Origin of the sequence: Phaeobacter sp. JH20_02, from assembly GCF_048056915.1 — a bacterium.
GTDB lineage: Bacteria > Pseudomonadota > Alphaproteobacteria > Rhodobacterales > Rhodobacteraceae > Phaeobacter > Phaeobacter bryozoorum.
The window spans coordinates 48,316-64,927 of sequence record NZ_JAYMVP010000004.1 but is presented as its reverse complement, the minus strand read 5'-3'; the positions used below and the strand labels follow the sequence as shown (position 1 = coordinate 64,927).

Annotated in this window: 14 protein-coding genes; 8 read left to right on the top strand and 6 right to left on the bottom strand. The window is 64.9% G+C overall.

All coding sequences use genetic code 11. The annotated features are described in order from the left end of the window. Genes VWY34_RS01380 through VWY34_RS01370 form a run of 3 tightly spaced genes read left to right on the top strand, consistent with a single transcriptional unit; the run spans position 1 to position 3,451 of the window. Positions 1-1,305 carry an AMP-binding protein gene (locus VWY34_RS01380; protein WP_416544849.1) on the top strand — a complete coding sequence of 435 codons (1,305 nt, stop codon included), beginning with the start codon at positions 1-3 and terminating at the stop codon, positions 1,303-1,305. Then, the gene (locus VWY34_RS01375) at positions 1,302-2,603 is read left to right on the top strand and encodes a DUF6005 family protein (protein WP_416544848.1); all 1,302 of its coding nucleotides are present in this window, start codon (positions 1,302-1,304) and stop codon (positions 2,601-2,603) included. Before VWY34_RS01380 ends, VWY34_RS01375 begins: the two co-directional genes overlap by 4 nt. Beyond that, entirely contained in the window at positions 2,600-3,451 is an 852-nt protein-coding gene (locus tag VWY34_RS01370; RefSeq protein ID WP_416544847.1) for a sugar phosphate isomerase/epimerase family protein, read from the top strand. Before VWY34_RS01375 ends, VWY34_RS01370 begins: the two co-directional genes overlap by 4 nt. Positions 3,452-3,506: 55 nt before the next feature. Here VWY34_RS01370 and VWY34_RS01365 read toward each other — a convergent pair whose 3' ends face one another. Further along, positions 3,507-5,354: an ABC transporter ATP-binding protein gene (locus VWY34_RS01365; protein ID WP_416544846.1), complete on the bottom strand. Its 1,848-nt coding sequence runs from the start codon at positions 5,352-5,354 to the stop codon at positions 3,507-3,509. 325 nt (positions 5,355-5,679) lie between these two features. Between VWY34_RS01365 and VWY34_RS01360 the strand changes: the two genes are divergently transcribed. Further along, on the top strand, positions 5,680-5,979 hold the full coding sequence (locus tag VWY34_RS01360; protein WP_416544845.1) for a DUF2218 domain-containing protein: 300 nt from the start codon (positions 5,680-5,682) through the stop codon (positions 5,977-5,979). Between the two features lie 31 nt (positions 5,980-6,010). Here the strand turns inward: VWY34_RS01360 and VWY34_RS01355 are convergent, their stop codons facing one another. Next, on the bottom strand, positions 6,011-7,096 hold the full coding sequence (locus VWY34_RS01355) for a Fic family protein (protein WP_416544844.1): 1,086 nt from the start codon (positions 7,094-7,096) through the stop codon (positions 6,011-6,013). A 465-nt stretch (positions 7,097-7,561) separates the two neighbouring features. On the opposite strand from VWY34_RS01355, the gene VWY34_RS01350 reads away from it, so the two are divergent. Together VWY34_RS01350 and VWY34_RS01345 are read left to right on the top strand one after the other, a co-directional pair. After that, positions 7,562-8,353: a helix-turn-helix transcriptional regulator gene (locus tag VWY34_RS01350; RefSeq protein ID WP_416549150.1), complete on the top strand. Its 792-nt coding sequence runs from the start codon at positions 7,562-7,564 to the stop codon at positions 8,351-8,353. A 133-nt stretch (positions 8,354-8,486) separates the two neighbouring features. Beyond that, a complete protein-coding gene (locus VWY34_RS01345) occupies positions 8,487-9,689 on the top strand; it encodes a helix-turn-helix domain-containing protein (protein WP_416549151.1) in 1,203 nt (400 codons plus the stop codon). Between the two features lie 60 nt (positions 9,690-9,749). On the opposite strand, the gene VWY34_RS01340 is transcribed toward VWY34_RS01345, so the two are convergent. The 4 genes from VWY34_RS01340 to VWY34_RS01325 all read right to left on the bottom strand — a co-directional run bounded on the left by VWY34_RS01340 (position 9,750) and on the right by VWY34_RS01325 (position 15,546). Then, positions 9,750-12,866: an efflux RND transporter permease subunit gene (locus tag VWY34_RS01340; RefSeq protein ID WP_416544843.1), complete on the bottom strand. Its 3,117-nt coding sequence runs from the start codon at positions 12,864-12,866 to the stop codon at positions 9,750-9,752. After that, positions 12,863-14,122, bottom strand: a complete 1,260-nt coding sequence (locus VWY34_RS01335; protein ID WP_416544842.1) for an efflux RND transporter periplasmic adaptor subunit — start codon at positions 14,120-14,122, stop codon at positions 12,863-12,865. The genes VWY34_RS01340 and VWY34_RS01335 overlap by 4 nt, the downstream gene beginning before the upstream one ends. Positions 14,123-14,125: 3 nt before the next feature. Continuing rightward, complete coding sequence (locus VWY34_RS01330; protein ID WP_416544841.1) at positions 14,126-14,878, bottom strand: MipA/OmpV family protein; 753 nt, start codon at positions 14,876-14,878, stop codon at positions 14,126-14,128. Between the two features lie 101 nt (positions 14,879-14,979). Beyond that, positions 14,980-15,546, bottom strand: a complete 567-nt coding sequence (locus VWY34_RS01325; protein ID WP_340547770.1) for a hypothetical protein — start codon at positions 15,544-15,546, stop codon at positions 14,980-14,982. Between the two features lie 294 nt (positions 15,547-15,840). Between VWY34_RS01325 and VWY34_RS01320 the strand changes: the two genes are divergently transcribed. Then, a complete protein-coding gene (locus VWY34_RS01320) occupies positions 15,841-16,191 on the top strand; it encodes an ArsR/SmtB family transcription factor (RefSeq protein WP_416535309.1) in 351 nt (116 codons plus the stop codon). Beyond that, a complete protein-coding gene (locus tag VWY34_RS01315; protein ID WP_340547772.1) occupies positions 16,188-16,601 on the top strand; it encodes an SRPBCC family protein in 414 nt (137 codons plus the stop codon). Before VWY34_RS01320 ends, VWY34_RS01315 begins: the two co-directional genes overlap by 4 nt. Positions 16,602-16,612 lie beyond the last annotated feature (11 nt).

Below are 16,612 nucleotides of genomic sequence, written 5' to 3'. Positions count from 1 at the left end.
ATGTTTGTGTTGAACGACACCCTTTCTGATCCAACCGCGCTGCACCCAAGACTGCAACAGGCGCTTGGCAATGATCTGCACCACCGCTACGCCCTGCGGATGCGCGACACCGGCCTCGGCCTCGCAACCCTGCTCTACCTAAAGGACCACAAGGCCGGCGTTTTCCCAATCCACGCCGATATCCCGGCGGAAGCCGCGAAACAGATGGCGACCAAGGCCGGATGCGACTGGTTTCTGGAGGATGATCTTGTCCCGCAACCGCTGCCCCGGCAGCCCGGTCAGACCGCCAGCGCGCGCCCCGGCGCAGGCGGTCTGGTGCAGATGACCTCCGGCACCACCGGCGCGGCCAAGGTGATCACCCGCAGCTGGGACAGCATCGCAACCGAGATCCGCACCTATGCCGCCTTCTTTGACCGCGCGGCCGGGATGACGCCGGTGATCGCCTGCCCGGTGACCCATTCCTACGGGTTGATACCGGGGGTTCTGGTGGCGCTGCATCGTGGCCATGTGCCGGTGATCATTGATGCGGTGAACCCGAAATACATTCTGCGCCGCCTGCGCGAGCTGCCAGACCCGGTGCTTTATACCTCGCCTGCGATGCTGCACACGCTGGCGAGGCTCCTGCCCCCGGACGAGACACTGAACGCCGCCGTCACTTCCGGGACCGTGCTGCCCGATCCATGGTTCCACACCATTCGCGCCCGCACCCGGCATCTGTTCCAGCAATATGGCTGTTCCGAAGTGGGCTGTATCGCCATCAATCAGGACCTGCGGGCGCCCTGCGATGTCGGCCGACCACTACCGCATCTCGACCTACAGGCAGGCGCGCCCGGCACGCCCGGCCCGGTCCGCGTGCAGCTGACGACAGGGGAACCGGCCACCACGGATGCCGCCACGACCAACTGGGTCGAAACCGGCGATCTGGGCTATCTCACCGCCGATGGCGGGCTGGTGTTTACCGCCCGTGCGGACGATATGATCAATGTGGCCGGGCTGAACGTCTATCCGCAGGACGTCGAACGCGCGGCGATGAGCCTGCCCGATGTGCAGGATGCCGTCGCGTTTCGCCTGCCCGACCCGCAGGCCGGTTCGCGGGTGGGGCTGCTGTTTGTCGGCCCGGATCTCAGCGAGGATCAGCTGCGCGCGCACTGCGCCGATCTGCTGGCCGACTACCAGAGACCGACCTTCCTGCGCCGCCTCCCCGCCCTGCCGCGTCAGGCCAATGGCAAGATCAGCCGCCGCGACATCGCCAACAGATACGCATCCGGCACCGATCACACAGCCGATCAGCAGGTGCCCGCATGACCTTCGACAGCGTGCTGCACGCAATGCAGCAGACCCTCGCCGGACCGCTGGCCAATCCGCATATGGCGCAGTTCCGCCCCGAGGCGGTGCTGAACGATGATCTGCATATCGACTCCGTGGTGCTGATCAACCTGCTGGTGCATCTGGAAACCGACCACGGCGTGGCCATCCCCGAGCGTGACTTCCGCAAGGAGGATTTCGTCACCGTCGCCGATCTGATCCATGTGCTTCTGCCCGGCCCGCCGACCTCTCCCAGCGCAGAACCCGAGACCGCGCCCGCCAATCAGGACCCGAGCGAGATCACCGTGCATTGCTTTGTCAGCTGTCTCTGTGCGGCGATCCGGCGGCATGAGGGGCTGGATTTCCGGCCCTTCTATTTTGGCACCTGGGACAGCGATTTTGCCATCACCGCCCATCAGCATCTGGCCTATCACAGCGCCGAGATGACGCAGGATCACTATATCCGCTGGGTCGAACGACTGTATGGCATCCGCGTCAGCCAGTGGCACGATCCCGCCCTGTCCAAATCCGACAACCTGACCCGCTTTGAAAAACTGCTCCACAACCCGGCCACCGACCGCCAGCTGGTTGTCATGCTCGACATGTTCCACCTGCCGGAGCGGGACACCAAATACAATCAGGACCCGTTTCCGCATTTCGTCATTGTCGAGCCGACCGCCGACCCCGAGGTCTGGCATATGAACGACCCGGATTATCGCTGGCGCGGAGATCTGCCGCGCGCCGCCATCCTCAATGCCATGGCACAGCCCAGCGTGGCGGGCGGCTATATCCTCGACAGCACACGCGTCCGCGCGCCCGAGCCTCATGACCTCGTGGCCTATTTCGACGCGACCTTCCGCCCGGACGCCAACCAGCTGACGGACGCCCTGCGCGGCATTATCGCGCATCACTGCCGTCCCGACAGGCCTCTGGCACTGCCGGAGCTGGAGATCGCCCTGCGCGAACTTCCGGTGCTGTCCCTGCGCAAATACGCCTATGAACACGCCTTTGCCTTCTTCTGGCGCGCGCTGGACACCAGCTTTGCCGCGTTCGACGCCAATTGCGATCAGGTCGAGGCGCTCTGCGAGGGGTTCCGCAGCCTGCATTTCCTTGCCGCGAAAATCGCCCATACCAGAGACCGCACACTGGTGCCGGATCTGATCGCCGCGCTGGACGCATTGGACCGGTTGGAGTTTGCCATCAAGGAGGCACTTCACACCGAATTCCAGATCTGGTGCCAGTCACAGATAACAGCGGCGCCCGCATCTGCCGCGGCGCTAACGGGGGAGCCGGCATGAAGATCTCGCTCTGTACGATTTCCTTTCGCCATCAGCTGATTGATCTGAAGGACATTGCCTTCTGGGCGCGGGATACCGGCTTTCAGGGGATTGAGCTTTGGGGCGTTCATGCCCGCAATCAGTCACCGCTGGCGATCCATAACGCCCAGTGGATGGCCGCGCAGGGGCTGTCGATCCCGATGATCAGCGACTACCTGCCCCTACAGGACCATCAGGAGCTGACCCGTCGAACCCGCGCCCTCTGCGCGCTGGCGCAGGGCTGGGGCGCGGACAAGATCCGCACCTTTGCCGGGATGCAGGCCAGCGCCACGGTCCCGGCGGCGGACCGCGACCAGACCACCCGCGCCCTGCACCACGCCTGCGATATCGCTGCCGATCACGGGCTGCGCCTGCTGGTGGAGACCCATCCCGGCACGCTGGCCGATACGCTCGCCTCAACCGTGGCGCTGATCGACGCCACCAACCACGATGCGCTGGCCATCAATTTCGACGCGCTCCACGTCTGGGAAGGCGGGGATGATCCGGTGACGGCGCGCCGGACCCTGCTGCCCAGAATTGCGCATTACCACCTGAAGAACATCTCCGACCGCACCCGCCTGCCGGTCTTTGCCCCGGCGAATGTCTACAGCGCCGCAGGCTGTCGCGCGGGCATGGTGCCGCTGATGCAGGGCGCCTATGACTACCGCGCCCTGTTGCGCGAAATGCAGCGGGACGGCGATTGCGAGGCCTCGCTGGAATGGTTCGGGGACGCCGTGTTTCAGACGCTTGCGGGTGACATCGCCGAGATCCGCGCGCTTGCCGCCGATGATCTGACCCCGGCCCGACAAAAAACGCGCTCGGTCGGCTGAGCCAGCGCGGCAGAGAACGGCACGGATCAGACCTCGCACCGTTCTCTGCCTGCCGTCAGCAATCCGCCGACGCGCAGGGGCTGCCCACCTGCCGCGACCACAGCATCGCATAGGTGCCCCCCAGCGCCAGCAGCGCGGCATGGCTGCCATCTTCGGTGATGCGGCCCTGATCCATGACAACAATCCGGTCCATCTGCGCAATCGTGGACAGGCGATGCGCAATGGCGATCACCGTCTTGCCCTGCATCACATCCCGCAATGTCTCCTCGATCTCCGCCTCCACCGCGCTGTCCAGCGCCGAGGTTGCCTCGTCCAGGATCAGGATCGGCGCATTCTTCAGCACCACCCGCGCAATCGCAATCCGCTGCCGCTGCCCGCCGGACAGGGCCACTCCGCGCTCGCCCACATGGGCGTCATAGCCGGTCCGCCCCGCCTGATCGCGCAGCCCCAGAATGAAGTCATGGGCACGGGCGCGTTTGGCGGCCATCACCATCTCCGCCTCGCTGGCGCCGGGATTGCCATATAGGATATTGGCCCGCACCGAGCGATGCACCAGCGCGGTTGTCTGCGTCACCACGCCAATCTGCGCGCGCAGGCTGTCCTGTGTCACGCTGTCGATCGGCTGGCCGTCGATCAGAATGCGCCCCCGGTCCGGGTCATCAAACCGCAACAGCAGCGACACCAGCGTCGACTTGCCCGCGCCGGACGGCCCGGCAATGCCGATCCGCTGCCCGGCCCCGATTGTCAGATCAAGCCCCGCCACACCCCCGCTGGCATCCTGCGATGCCTTGCCATAGCTGTGATGCAGCCCCTCCACGCGGATCTCCGCCCGCGTGACCTTCAGGGCCGGCGCCGCCGCTGCATCGACCACCGCATGTGGCGTTGCCAGCGACCGCAGCCCCTCGCGGATGATGCCCATGTTTTCAAACAGGCGGATCGTCACCCAGAGGATCCAGCCGCTCATGCCGTTTAGCCGGATGGTCAGTGCCGCGACGGCGGCCACCTCTCCAACGCTGACCTGACCCACCGTCCACAGCCAGATCGCCGGAGCCACCACGATCAGGATCAACACGCCGTTGATGGCAATGCTGCCAAAGGCCAGTGTGGTCATCATCCGCATGAACCGCTGGTAACGCGTCCGCAGCCGCCGCAGCGCCGACAGCGCATAACCCAGCTCCTGCCCGCCCTGCGCAAACAGCTTGACGGTTTCGATATTGCCATAGGCATCGACAATCCGCCCCGTCGCCCCGGAGCGCGCATCGGACCATTTCTCCGCCGTCGCCGCGACACGGCGGGCGACATGGCGCACGTAGACGCCGTAAATCAGCACCCAGATCAGCAGCGGCACCGCCAGCCGCCCGTCGATCTGCGACAGCACCACCACCGCGCCCAGCATATAGGTCACCGCGAACAGCACCGCCTCGAACATCATATGCACGCTGTCCTGCACCGCCGGTCCCATCTGCATCACCCGATTGCTGAGCCGCCCGGCGAAATCATGCTGAAAGAAGCCGACCGATTGCCCCAGCAGATGCTGATGCGCCTGCCAGCGGACCTGTTCCTGCAGGTTGGAGGACAGGGTCTGCTCCAGCAGCAGGTGGTTCAGCCCGACCAGCGTCGGACGCAGCAGCAGCACACAGATCAGCGCGAGGATCATCTCACCGCCGTGATCGGCCCAGAACGCCGCAGCGCCACTCTCGGTCATCAGATCCACCAGCCGCCCGGCATAGAAGATCAGCCCGCTTTCCATCAGCGCGGTCAGCACGCCAGTGACCAGCATCAGCGGCAGCCATCTGCGATAGGGCGCCAGCTGCTGCCACAGATACGGCCAGAGACCGGCACGCGGCGCCGCCCTCTGCGAGGCCGCAAACGGATCGACAAGGTTTTCAAAAGCCCGGAACATAGCGCCCCTCTCAAGGATGAATTGAAATTCGCCTGAGATGTGGGTCGCCTGTCTTTCGCATCAGCAGGACAGCAGCGTGACGGTCCGTGACCCGCTGCTTCCCGCGCCTGACGCGACATCTGCCTGCACCGTAGCCGGGCCGTTCTACTGCCGCCGGATGGGTTTGTCAGCCGGATAATCCACCATGCGCCAAGTCCTGCAATCTGGCTTGCGCCCCATTTTGCGGCCCGCCGCGCACCATGGCTGGCAGCGGTGAATTCACCTTGCGCTGCGCCCCGGAATCTCTATCCTGCAAAGCTGACAGAAAAACTAAGGATTAAGCCCAATGATTACGGATACAGGCCATTTCGACACCCCCAACGCCTCCAAATACCTGCAACAGCTGTGCAAGCATTTTGCCCATAAGGTCGCCGTCACCCATGACGACAGCCGGGGCACCGTGGCTCTGGGCATGGGACCTGCAACGCTGACCGCCAGAGCCGACCGGCTCCTGGCCGAGGTCACCGCCCCCACTGCCGAAGAGCTGGATCACGCCCGCCAGATCATCGACAACCACCTGAAACGCTTTGCCTTTCGCGAAGAATTTGAGGCGATGACCTGGGCCTCCGCAACGGCCCCTGCCTGACCAGAGGTCAGACACACAACCTGACCAGAGGTCAGAACCGGATCGCATAGGCGGTGGAGCGGCCGCCCGCGTCCATCCGCGTGACCACACCGGCCTCCTCCATCGCGCGCAGATCGCGGGTGGCGGTGGCCGGAGAGGTCTTGGTGATCTTGCGGTAGGATTTGGCGCTCAGCCCCACCGCCAACCGCTCCGGCCCCTGCTCAAACAGCAGACGCAGCGCATGGCTCTGGCGATCATTCAACACCGGTCCGTAGCGCAGAAAGAACTGGTTGCGGCGCAGGATAAACCCCGCCTCATCGCGGGCCGAAGCCGCCGCCCGAGTCAGCGTGCGCAGAAACCAGAGCACGAATTCGGTGGCGTCAATCATGCCAGTCGCGCCCTCTTTGCGCCCTGCCTGCAGGGCGGCATAATAGGCTTTCTTGTCCCGCTCCACCTGTCGCGACAGCGAGAACGGCAACGCGCGGTTGCGGGCAAACACATGTTCGATCAGGGCGCGGCCAATACGGCCATTGCCATCTGACAGCGGGTGAATGGATTCAAACCACAGATGCGCCAGCGCGGCCTTCACCGCCACTGGCATTCCCTGATCGACATTCACCCAGTCGAGAAACTGCGCCATCTCCGCCTCCAGCCGATCCGGCGGCGGCGCCTTATAGAGCACATCCCCCGGACCCGCCGTCGCGGAGCGCACGATCTCCATCTCAAAGCGTCGCCAGCGGCCGAGGTCCTCCACCTCCATGCCGGTGAACAGCAACCGGTGCCAGGTCAGGATCTGCGCGCTGTCCAGCGGCTGATCGGCTCGGCGCGCCGCCAGCATCAGCTCCGCCACCGCATCCGAGCGCCGCGAGATCGCCGCCCTGTCGCGATGGCGCAGCGAAGCCACAACCGAGGCTTCGATCTCGCTGGCATCCAGTGCCACGCCTTCGATTCCAAAGGAGGCCATCGCCTCCTGCACGATCTGGCGCAGCAGCATCTCCTCGCGCTCCTGCGGGGTCAGCCCGTGGACAAGCCCCGTCACCTCGCCCACCGCCTCGGCGGCGCGGGCCAGTTCGGGTTCGATATGTGCCGGATCATAGCCAAAGCGCGGCCAGGACGGAGACTGCCAGATATGCGGCATGATGTGATAAGCACCCTTAATCGGATCAAAATTTGACTTATTATGATCTGAATAGCGGCGCTAATCAAGTCACCGCCCGCCCGCCCTCTGGCTGACGCGGGTCAAATGGCGCCGCCGACGACCGTGGCCTTACCCCCCGGCAAGCGATGCCACGGCCCCGGCAGCAGCGAGGATCGCTCAATTCGGCCTCACCCTGCGCCTCCCCCGGCCAATACGACATGCGGTAATGCGACGTCCGGCCAGGCCCATCAGGCTATGCTGTCTTCGCCGCCCCGCATCGGCCTCACACCGGATCCGCGGCGGTCAAAAACACTCAGATGCCCCGCACTCACAACAGGCCACCAGCGCCGGACCACAGCCATGCCCAACATATCCGAGGAGAGACATGGCCGTATCCCCGGCGCCTCGGCCACGCTAGCAATGCGGCCCCGCAGGTGTTATCCCTTAACATTAGGGGGTATCGTCGTGGATTGGACCGATATCGACAGTCTGGAACGCTGCACCAGCATCGCCGAGCTTTGGGCGCAGAGCTTGCAGGTCTTTGCTGCGATGGGATTTGACTACGCCATCTACCTGACCGTGGACGGCGACCGCAGCCATCCACATATCCAGACCAACCTGCCCGATATCTACCAGCAGCTGCCCAGCCATCGGGATCCGTTTCTGGATCACTGCTGCAACAGCTACGAACCACAGTTCACCGGGGCGGAATTTCTGGCCGATCACCCCTATCTGGCCGCTGCGGAAACCGCCTTCATCCGCGACGCCTCGGTCAAGAGCGGGTTTCGCGCTGGCATTGCCATCCCGGTTCGGCTGCAAGGTTCCGACCGGTTCGGCGGTTTCAACATCGGCACCAGTCTGACCCGGGCCGATTTTCTCGCCCATGTCGCGGGCAAGACCGACAGCCTGCGCTTTCTCTGCATGATCATCCATCGCCGCATGGAGGAGCTGCGACAGCCCGCGGCGGCGGCCCCGGAACAGCCCCCCGCCGACGCCCCGGCAGAGGCCGCGTTCAACCGGTCCCTGATCGCCCCGCAATCGGAGGCGCTGACCCGGCTCAGCCCGCGCGAACGCGAGGTGCTCTATCTGTTCAGCCAGGGGCTGACCACCAAGGAATGCACGGCAATCTGCAAGATTTCGCCCCATACGGTCTCGGAATACGCCCATTCGATCTACCGCAAACTGAACGTCCGCAACCGGGTCGAGGCGATCGGCGTGCTTGCCAGGATCCGGCCCTCCGCGAGGCCCGGCCCCTAGGGTCAAAAGCCGCCCCTGCCCCCTGTCCGGCGTTCTTCCCTGCTGGAAAGGACAGCCAGACCGCCCGCAGATCTGTCCATCAGCGCAGCCCGCTGCTAAAGGCCAGATAGGGAATTTCAGGATCGGGCGCGTGATGGTGGACGATAAATACCTGCTGGCATTGTCGGCCTTTCACCTCGGCATGGCGCTGTTCTGCACCAATCAGCTGCTGCTGCACCAACGCCATCAGCGCATCTATGTGCCGCTGGCGCTGTTCTTCATCACTCAATCCGTTACCGAAATGCTCGGCATCCTTGATCTGGTGGTCACCGATGACGCCTATGATTATCTTGTCGCGCGCTTCAACAGCCTGCATGTGCCCGCCGTGTTTGCCCAGCCGCTGCTGCTCTGGCTCTACGTGCGCGGTCTCACCTCCGAGGATGACGGCCCCCCGGTCACACAAAGGTTCTGGCACGCGGTGCCCATCCTGCTGGCGATCAGCATGGTGGTGTTGTTCTGGACCATCCCGAAATCCCTGTTCGCCCAGAATGATTTGGAGTTCGCCGACCTCAGCCAGTATATTCAGGCGATCCTGATCTACTTCCAGCTGGTCGAAGTGCTGTTTTACTGCCAGGTCGCCATCTACCTGGTGCTGATCATGCGGATGCTGTCGCGATATCGCACGCGCCTGAAGGATCTGTTTGCCACCACCGAGGACCGCGAACTGACCTGGGTCTGGTGGATCACCACCACGGTCTCCGCCTATCTCCTGCTCAGTGTCGCCGAGATTCTGGCCGACCTCTTTGGTCTTGAGCTGTTCATCCTGTTCAGCGAAGCCTCCGACCTGACCAATGGCCTGTCCAGCCTCGCCATCACCTGGGTGATCGGCGTCTGGGGCGTGCGCCAGCAGCCGGGGCTGATGCCGAAACCGCGTGGCGACACGCAGCCGCCCGCCGACCGGGAACTGGCCACCGCAAAATACGAACGCTCCGCGCTCACCGACGATCACGCGGCCCGTATCGCCGCCAAGATCGAACGCGCCATGACCAAGGATATGCTCTACCGCGATCCCAACCTGTCGCTCTGGGATCTGGCCAAACATATCAGCGTCACCTCCAACTACGTCTCGCAGACGCTGAATATGACGCTTCAGTCGAATTTCTTTGACTTCGTCAACAAATGGCGCATTCAGGATGCGGTGAAACAGCTGCATGACAGCGATGAGACCATTTTGGTGATCGCCCATGATGTCGGGTTCAATTCGCGTTCGTCCTTTTACAACGCCTTCAAGCGCGAGATGAACACCACCCCCTCTGCGCTGCGTGCCGCCCGCGGCAGCGCCGCCCCATCGACCTGACGCCGACAACGGGGCAGCAGCTGGCCGGTGGCCTGCCGCTGCCGCTCTCAGCCGCCGCTCTCAGCCACCCGTCGCCCGCTGACCCCGCCAGCTGCGCCCGCGCGCGCCCAGCACCAGCATCGCCGGGGTCACCAGCAGCGTCAGCAGCGTTGCCGCCACCAGCCCGCCCGCGATGGTTGTCGACAGCTCGGTCCACCACTGGCTGGACGGCGCGCCAAACACCATGCTGCCCGCCAGCAGATCCAGCTTCATCCCCAGGACCATCGGCATCAGCCCCAGCACCGTTGTCAGCGCCGTCAGCACCACCGGCCGCAGCCGCAGCGCCCCTGCGCGCAGCGCCGCCTCATGAGGCGACTGCCCGGCCTGCCGCTGCGCATTATAGGTGTCGATCAGCACGATATTGGTGTTGACCACGATGCCCGCCAGCGCAATCACCCCGATGCCGCCCATCACCACACCAAACGGCCGCCCCGCCAGCAGCAGCCCAAGGAGCACCCCCGCGATGGAAAAGACAATCGCCGACATCACCACCGCCGCCTGATAGAAACTGTTGAACTGCGCGATCAGGATCACCGCCATCAGCACAACCGCCGTCACAAAGGCAAGGATCAGGAACCGCATCGCCGCATCCTGCTCCTCTGCCTCGCCCCGGAACTGCCAGCTTACGCCGTCTGGCAGATCGGCCCGGTCCAGCGCCTGACGCAGCCGCGCGATCTGCGCATCGGCCAGCAGCCCCGGCGCCACATTGGCCGAGAGCGTCAGCACCCGCAACTGGTCCCGCCGCTCGATCGCGCCGGAGCGCGGCACCGGTGCAAAGCGGGTGAAATTGGCAATCGGCACCAGCCCCGCGCTGGTCGGAACCTGAAGCTGCCGCAAACGGTCAAAGCTGCGATCCGCCGCCGGAAAACGCACCCGCACATCCACCGACTCCGCCACGTCATCGGGGCGGAATGTGGTCACGGTCACGCCATGGGTCAGCAATTGCACCGCCTGCCCCACAAGATTGAGATCCGCGCCATAGCGCGCGGCCTCGGCGCGGTCGATCTCGATGCGCCATTCCACCCCCGGCAGGGCGCGGCTGTCGGCAACATCGGTGAACCCGCCAATCCCGCCCATGATCTCGCGGATCCGGGCCACCGCCGCCTCGGCCGCCGAGGGGTCGCGGGCGGTGACATGCAGATCCAGCGGCTTGGCCCCGCTTGGCCCGTCATCCTCGGTTTCCACCCGCACCTCGACCCCCGGCAGAGCCGCCACCTCGGCACGGATCCCGGCGCCAATCTCCGCTGCGGGCGGGCGCTGGTCCCAGGGATCCAGCTCCAGCTGAATGGTGCCGATAAGGTCCAGATCATCACCCCCGCCCAGCGAGGCCACCGCATAGACGCTGGCAATCCCATCGCGGCGCAGCAGCTGATCCTCCACCACCCGCACCAGCGCATCGCGTTCATGGATCGAAAAATTGTCCCGTGCACGCAGCTGAACCTGCATGAATTCAGGCTCTATCTTGGGGAAAAAGCTCAGCCCCGCGCCGAATGTCCCATATAGGCCAAAGGTCGCGATCAACAGCGCAAGGCTCAGCAGAACGGTGGTGCCCGGAAACAGCAGTGCGCGCGCCAGCATCCGCGCATATAGCCCCGCCGTCCCACGGCCAAGGCGCGGATCACCATATTCCGCCGCATGCAACGCCCGTTTCGCCGCCGCCGTCTGCGGCGACCGCCGCGCGATCACGCCCCCCAGAACCGGGATGAACACCAGCGCCATCAGCAGCGATGCCGCCAGAGTCACGATGACGGTGATCGGCAGGAATTTCATGAACTCACCGGTGGTGCCGGTCCAGAACAGCAGCGGCACAAACACGCTCAGCGTGGTCGCGGTCGAGGAGATCAGCGGCCCCGCCATCCGCCCCGCCGCCGCGCGATAGGCCTGCGCCGGGGTCGCGCCCTCCTGCAAATGGCGATCCGCCAGTTCAGTGGTGACAATGGCGCCGTCCACCAGCATTCCGACCACCAGGATCAGCGAGAACAGCACAACGATGTTCATCGTGATCCCCATCGCCCAGAGCAGCGCCACACCAGCCAGGAACGCGCCCGGTATCGACAGGCCAACCAGCAGCGCCGCGCGCAGCCCCAGCGCATAGATCACCACCAGCATCACCAGCACGATGGCCGCCACCACATTGGCCTCCAGATCGCCCAGCATGGTCTCCACCTCGCGGCTCTCATCCAGCAGATAGTCGATCTTGACGCTCTGCGGCCACTCCTGCCGCGCCGCTGCGATCACCGCCTTTGCCGCAGCCACCGTCTCGATGATATTGGCGCCGCTGCGTTTGGTGATATCCAGCGTCAGCGCCGGCTGGCCGTTGATCCGGGCAAAGCTGCGCGGATCCTCGAACCGCCGCCGCACCACCGCGATATCGCCAAGGGTCACCACCGCACCGCCCTGCACCTTGACCGGCATCTGCATCAGATCCTGCGCCCCATCGACCAGCCCCGGCACCTTCAGCACAAACCGCCCGGCCGCCCCGTCGATGGTTCCGGCGGCAATCATCGCATTGTTGCGGTTGATCTGTCCCACCAGCGCCTCGAAGGACAGCCCATAGGTGGCAAAGGCAACCGGGTCGATCAGCACCTCCAGCAGATCCGAACGACCGCCGCCGATATCCACCTCCAATATGCCCGAAACCGCCTCCAGCCGTGCCTTCAGCTCGCGCGCCATCCGGTTCAGGCTGCGCTCCGGCACCGGCCCGGACAGCACCGTGGTCAGCACCGGAAACAGTGCCGTGTTGATCTCGATCACAACCGGTTCGGTGGCGGCCTCCGGCAGGTCCGGGCGGGCCTGATCCACCGCCACCCGCACCCGGTCCAGCGCCTCTGCGACGTCGGCGCCTGCCTCGAATTCCAGCGTCACGCTGGCATAGCCCTCATAGGCGTGACCCTTCATCTCCTTCAGAGCCGCCAGCCCGCTCAGCGCGGTTTCCAGCGGCTTTACCAGCAGCCGCTCACTGTCACCCGGCGATATCCCCGACAGGCTGGTGCTGACATAGACAAAGGGGATCGGAATGTCGGGATTGCTCTCCTTGGGGATGCTGACATAGGCATAGGCCCCGGCGCAGAGCAGCGCCGCAAAGATCAGGATCACCGCGCGGCTGCGGGAAAAGATCACCGCCAATATGCCGTTCACGACGGATCCGCCGCGCCGTTGCCATCGCCACCGGGCCGCACCCGTTCGCCTGCGCTGACAAACCCCTGTCCGACGGTGATCAGCCGCAGCTGATCCGGCAGGCCGCTGACCCAGACACCGGCGCCGTCGCGCGCTGACTGGACGATCTCCACCGGGGTAAAGACCACACGGTCGGTGTCATCGACAGATTTGACGCCCAGCCCCCCCGCCATATCCAGCGAGAGCAGCGCCGGTGACAGGAAATGCGCCTGGACCTGATCCAGCGGCACCTCGATCCGGGCGCTGACCCCGGCCGGGATCGCAGCGCTGCGCTCCGCCGGATTGGCCAGCGTCAGCTCGGCGGTGAAGCTGCGGGTCTCTGCCGCCGCACTCTGCCCCAGAAAACTCAGCCGCCCCTCGGCGCTGCGCCCGTCCAGAAACCGGACCTGCGCAATGGCCCCCTCGGTCAGGGAGCCGCGCTGGTGCTGGGGCACCTGAAACACCACCCGCAGCGGATCCAGCGCCACCACCCGCGCCACCTCGGCCCCCTCCTGCACATAGGCACCGGGGGTGAGGTCAAAGGCTTCGAGATGCCCGGCAAAGGGCGCGGTCAGCTGCGTTTCCGCCAGAGACTGCCGAGCCGCGGCCAGATCCGCCTTGGCCACGGCCAGCGCCTCGCGCGCCTCGCTCAGCCGCTGATCGGTGGTCGATCCCCGCTGATGCAGCGCCGCCGCGCGCGTGTACTCGTGTTCGGCCCGCAATTGCGAGGCCTCCGCCCGCGCCAGCGCCGCCTGCCGGGGACCGGCCTGCAAGGTGGCGAGGATCTGCCCCTGCGCAACCCGTGCGCCCTTCGCCACCGCAACGGTGGCCACATGGCCCGACATCTCCGCCCGCAGGGTGACGTCCCGGTCAGCCCTGCTATGCCCCTCGGCGTGCAGCAGCCGCGTCACCGGCACCGCCTGCGACAGCTGCACAGCGACAGAAACAGGCTCTGTTACAGGGGAATTCCCACCATCGGGCGGCGGCAGCGGGGGGGCGGGCCAAAACAGCCCGACCAGCATCCAGACCACCAGCCCCAGATAGATCGCCGCCGCCAGCAGTGGCGGCCATGTCGCCCTGGCATCGCTGACAAACACCAGCTCAACCGGCGCCGCTGGAGCGGCCCCGGTAACGGCAGAGAGCGGCGGCACGGCGGCAGCGGGGCCGGTTGGCGGCGCGGTCTCCCGCCGCGCCGCCCCTGCCCTGCCCCGCGGTTTCGAGTGAAGCGGAAACGCCATGGATCAGAAGCTGTAGATCAGGCCAAGCCCGACCGAATAGCTGTCCTTGGTATTGGTCAGCGGGCTGTCGTGAACCTTCTTGTCGATCAGCTGATAATTCACCGTCCCCAGCACCGACAACGTGTCGCTGATCGGGTAGACCATGGTCATATCCACAAACGGCTCGGTGGTGGAGCCAACATCATAAGCGACCCGCTGCGCGTTCGCCTCGCTGGCGGACACGCCGTAAAGGAAGTTGTTCAGCTTGCCGTCGCGCATCCGCGCCCCGGCGCCAATATCGACACCCAGCTGGCCCATCTGGAACTCAGTCCCGAATTTGGCCTCCGCGTGATAGCCGTCATGCTCATTGGAGACATCCACCATCGCGCTGCCCGCCACATAGAACCCGTCAAAACGATAGGTCATGTCAAATCCCGCCTCGATCGGTGTGCTGCGCTTCAGTCCTGCAAACAGCGGCTTATTCTCCGGGTAATCCGGCTTTTCGCCCGCACCCACGCGCACCGAAACCTGCAGGTCCTCGCTGTTCAGAATATGATAGGCGACCCCGTCCCAGCCCAGATGCAGCCGGTCGCTGTCATAGGACACAAACGGCAGGGCGGCGGCTTCGGTGCTTTCGCCCTTGTAAAGGTCGGAGGAGGCAAACGCCCCCAGCCCGAGGGTAAACTGGCCGTTGGAAAACAGCCCCTCGGCGGCGGCGCCAGATGCGCCCGCCAGACTACACGCGGTCACAAGAGCGGCGCTGCGATAAAAATTCATGGTCTTATCCTTTTTCAGATCGTGTTTTAGGTCTTGGGTATGGGTTTCGGGACGCCCCGGCGCGCCCTCGTCAGGTGCGGGCGATGCTGGCCAGCTGCGGATCAGCGCAGCCGGTGGGTGATATCGGCATGGACCACGCAAGGCTCGGCTGAACCGATCTGCCGGACCATGCGCGGCGGAAAGCTGATCGTGGCCACCGCCTTCTGATCAATCAGCCCCTCCGAAATCACCCGTGTCTGCAACTCGGTCACGGTGGTGACCTTGCCGAACAGGGTGCGCTCGACCTCGGTCATCACCCCTTCCCAGCGGTTGGGGCTGGTGCGGGTCCAGTTGATATCTACCTCCCAGGCCGCATTGAGCTGGTTCAGATCAAGTGGTTTGGAAAAATGCAGGGGCTTGGAATAAAGCACCTCATCCTTTGCATCGGACTCGATCTCGCGCCGCAGCGTCGCCGAACAGCCGCTGACCGACCGGAACTGCATCAGCGCCAGCCAATGCCCGTCGCGCGGCTGGATGTCATCGCTGCCGGTTCCGGCGCTGGTCGCAGGGGTGGCCCCGATGGCAAACCCCAGTGCGATGCAGAACACCACCGGCAGCAGCGGCACGGCGCGCCGATACCGCCGCAGCGCAGAGGTCAGATAACGGGACTGAAACGAAGGTCTGAGCATGGCGGGGTCTCTCTCTGGTCAGATATTCCGGTTGCGCAACAGCAGGGCTGTAGAGGGCAGGCCATCCGCCGCCTCGCCCTGACCCTAGCCAGAGCCGCGCAGCCCCGTCGTCCAACCGGGCCGGAAAGGACGCCAGACTGCCCGTCCCGGCAGGACAGGACGCCGGACAGCACGGTTTTGCCCCCGACCAGCGGGGGGTCCGGCGCGATGCCGCAGAATCAGGCTTGACGTGAAACCATAAGGTATCATATTAAAAGGATACCGAACGGTATCATATAAGGAGCAGATACCGCCATGTCACAGCAGACGCCGGACCAGCAGAACCACCAGCACCCGGAGCAACTGGCCTTTCGCGCCCTGGCGGATCCGACACGCCGCCAGATCCTCCGGCTGCTGGCGCAGGACAGCCTCACCATCGCCGAGGTTGCGGAGAATTTTCAGATGACCCGCGCCGCGGTGAAGAAACATCTCACCATTCTGGACGAGGGCAATCTGATCTCGGTCCAGACCGAGGGCCGCGCCCGGCTCAATCACCTCAACCCGGATGGGCTGCGGCAGGTGTTCGACTGGTTCGGCTTCTTTGATGCCTTCTGGGACGACCGCCTTGCGACGCTCAAATCCGAAATCGAAAAGGACATCCAATGACCGATACGATCCTGCGCAAATCCATCTATCTGCGGGCCACCCCGGCCCAGGTCTGGGCCTATCTGACAGAGCCGGAGAAACTGGCGATCTGGTTCCACAAACCCCAGACCCCACTGGTCGAAGGCCCCTATGAGATGTTCGGCACCGAAAGCGGCAAGCGGCTGATGTGGGGCGAGGTGCTGCTGGCGGAGCCCTTCACCCGCCTTGACTACAGCTTCACCATCGCGCCGATGGGCGATGGCACCAGCACCGTCTCCTGGACGCTAGAGGAGGTGCCCGGCGGCACCAATCTGTCGCTGACCCACACCGGCCTGCCACAGGGGGTCGAGGCCTTTGACCTGTTGCTGGCGCTGGACAAAGGATGGGACGAACATCTGGGCCGGATGCGGGCCTCCGCCCACGACAGCTGAGCTGCGCGGCG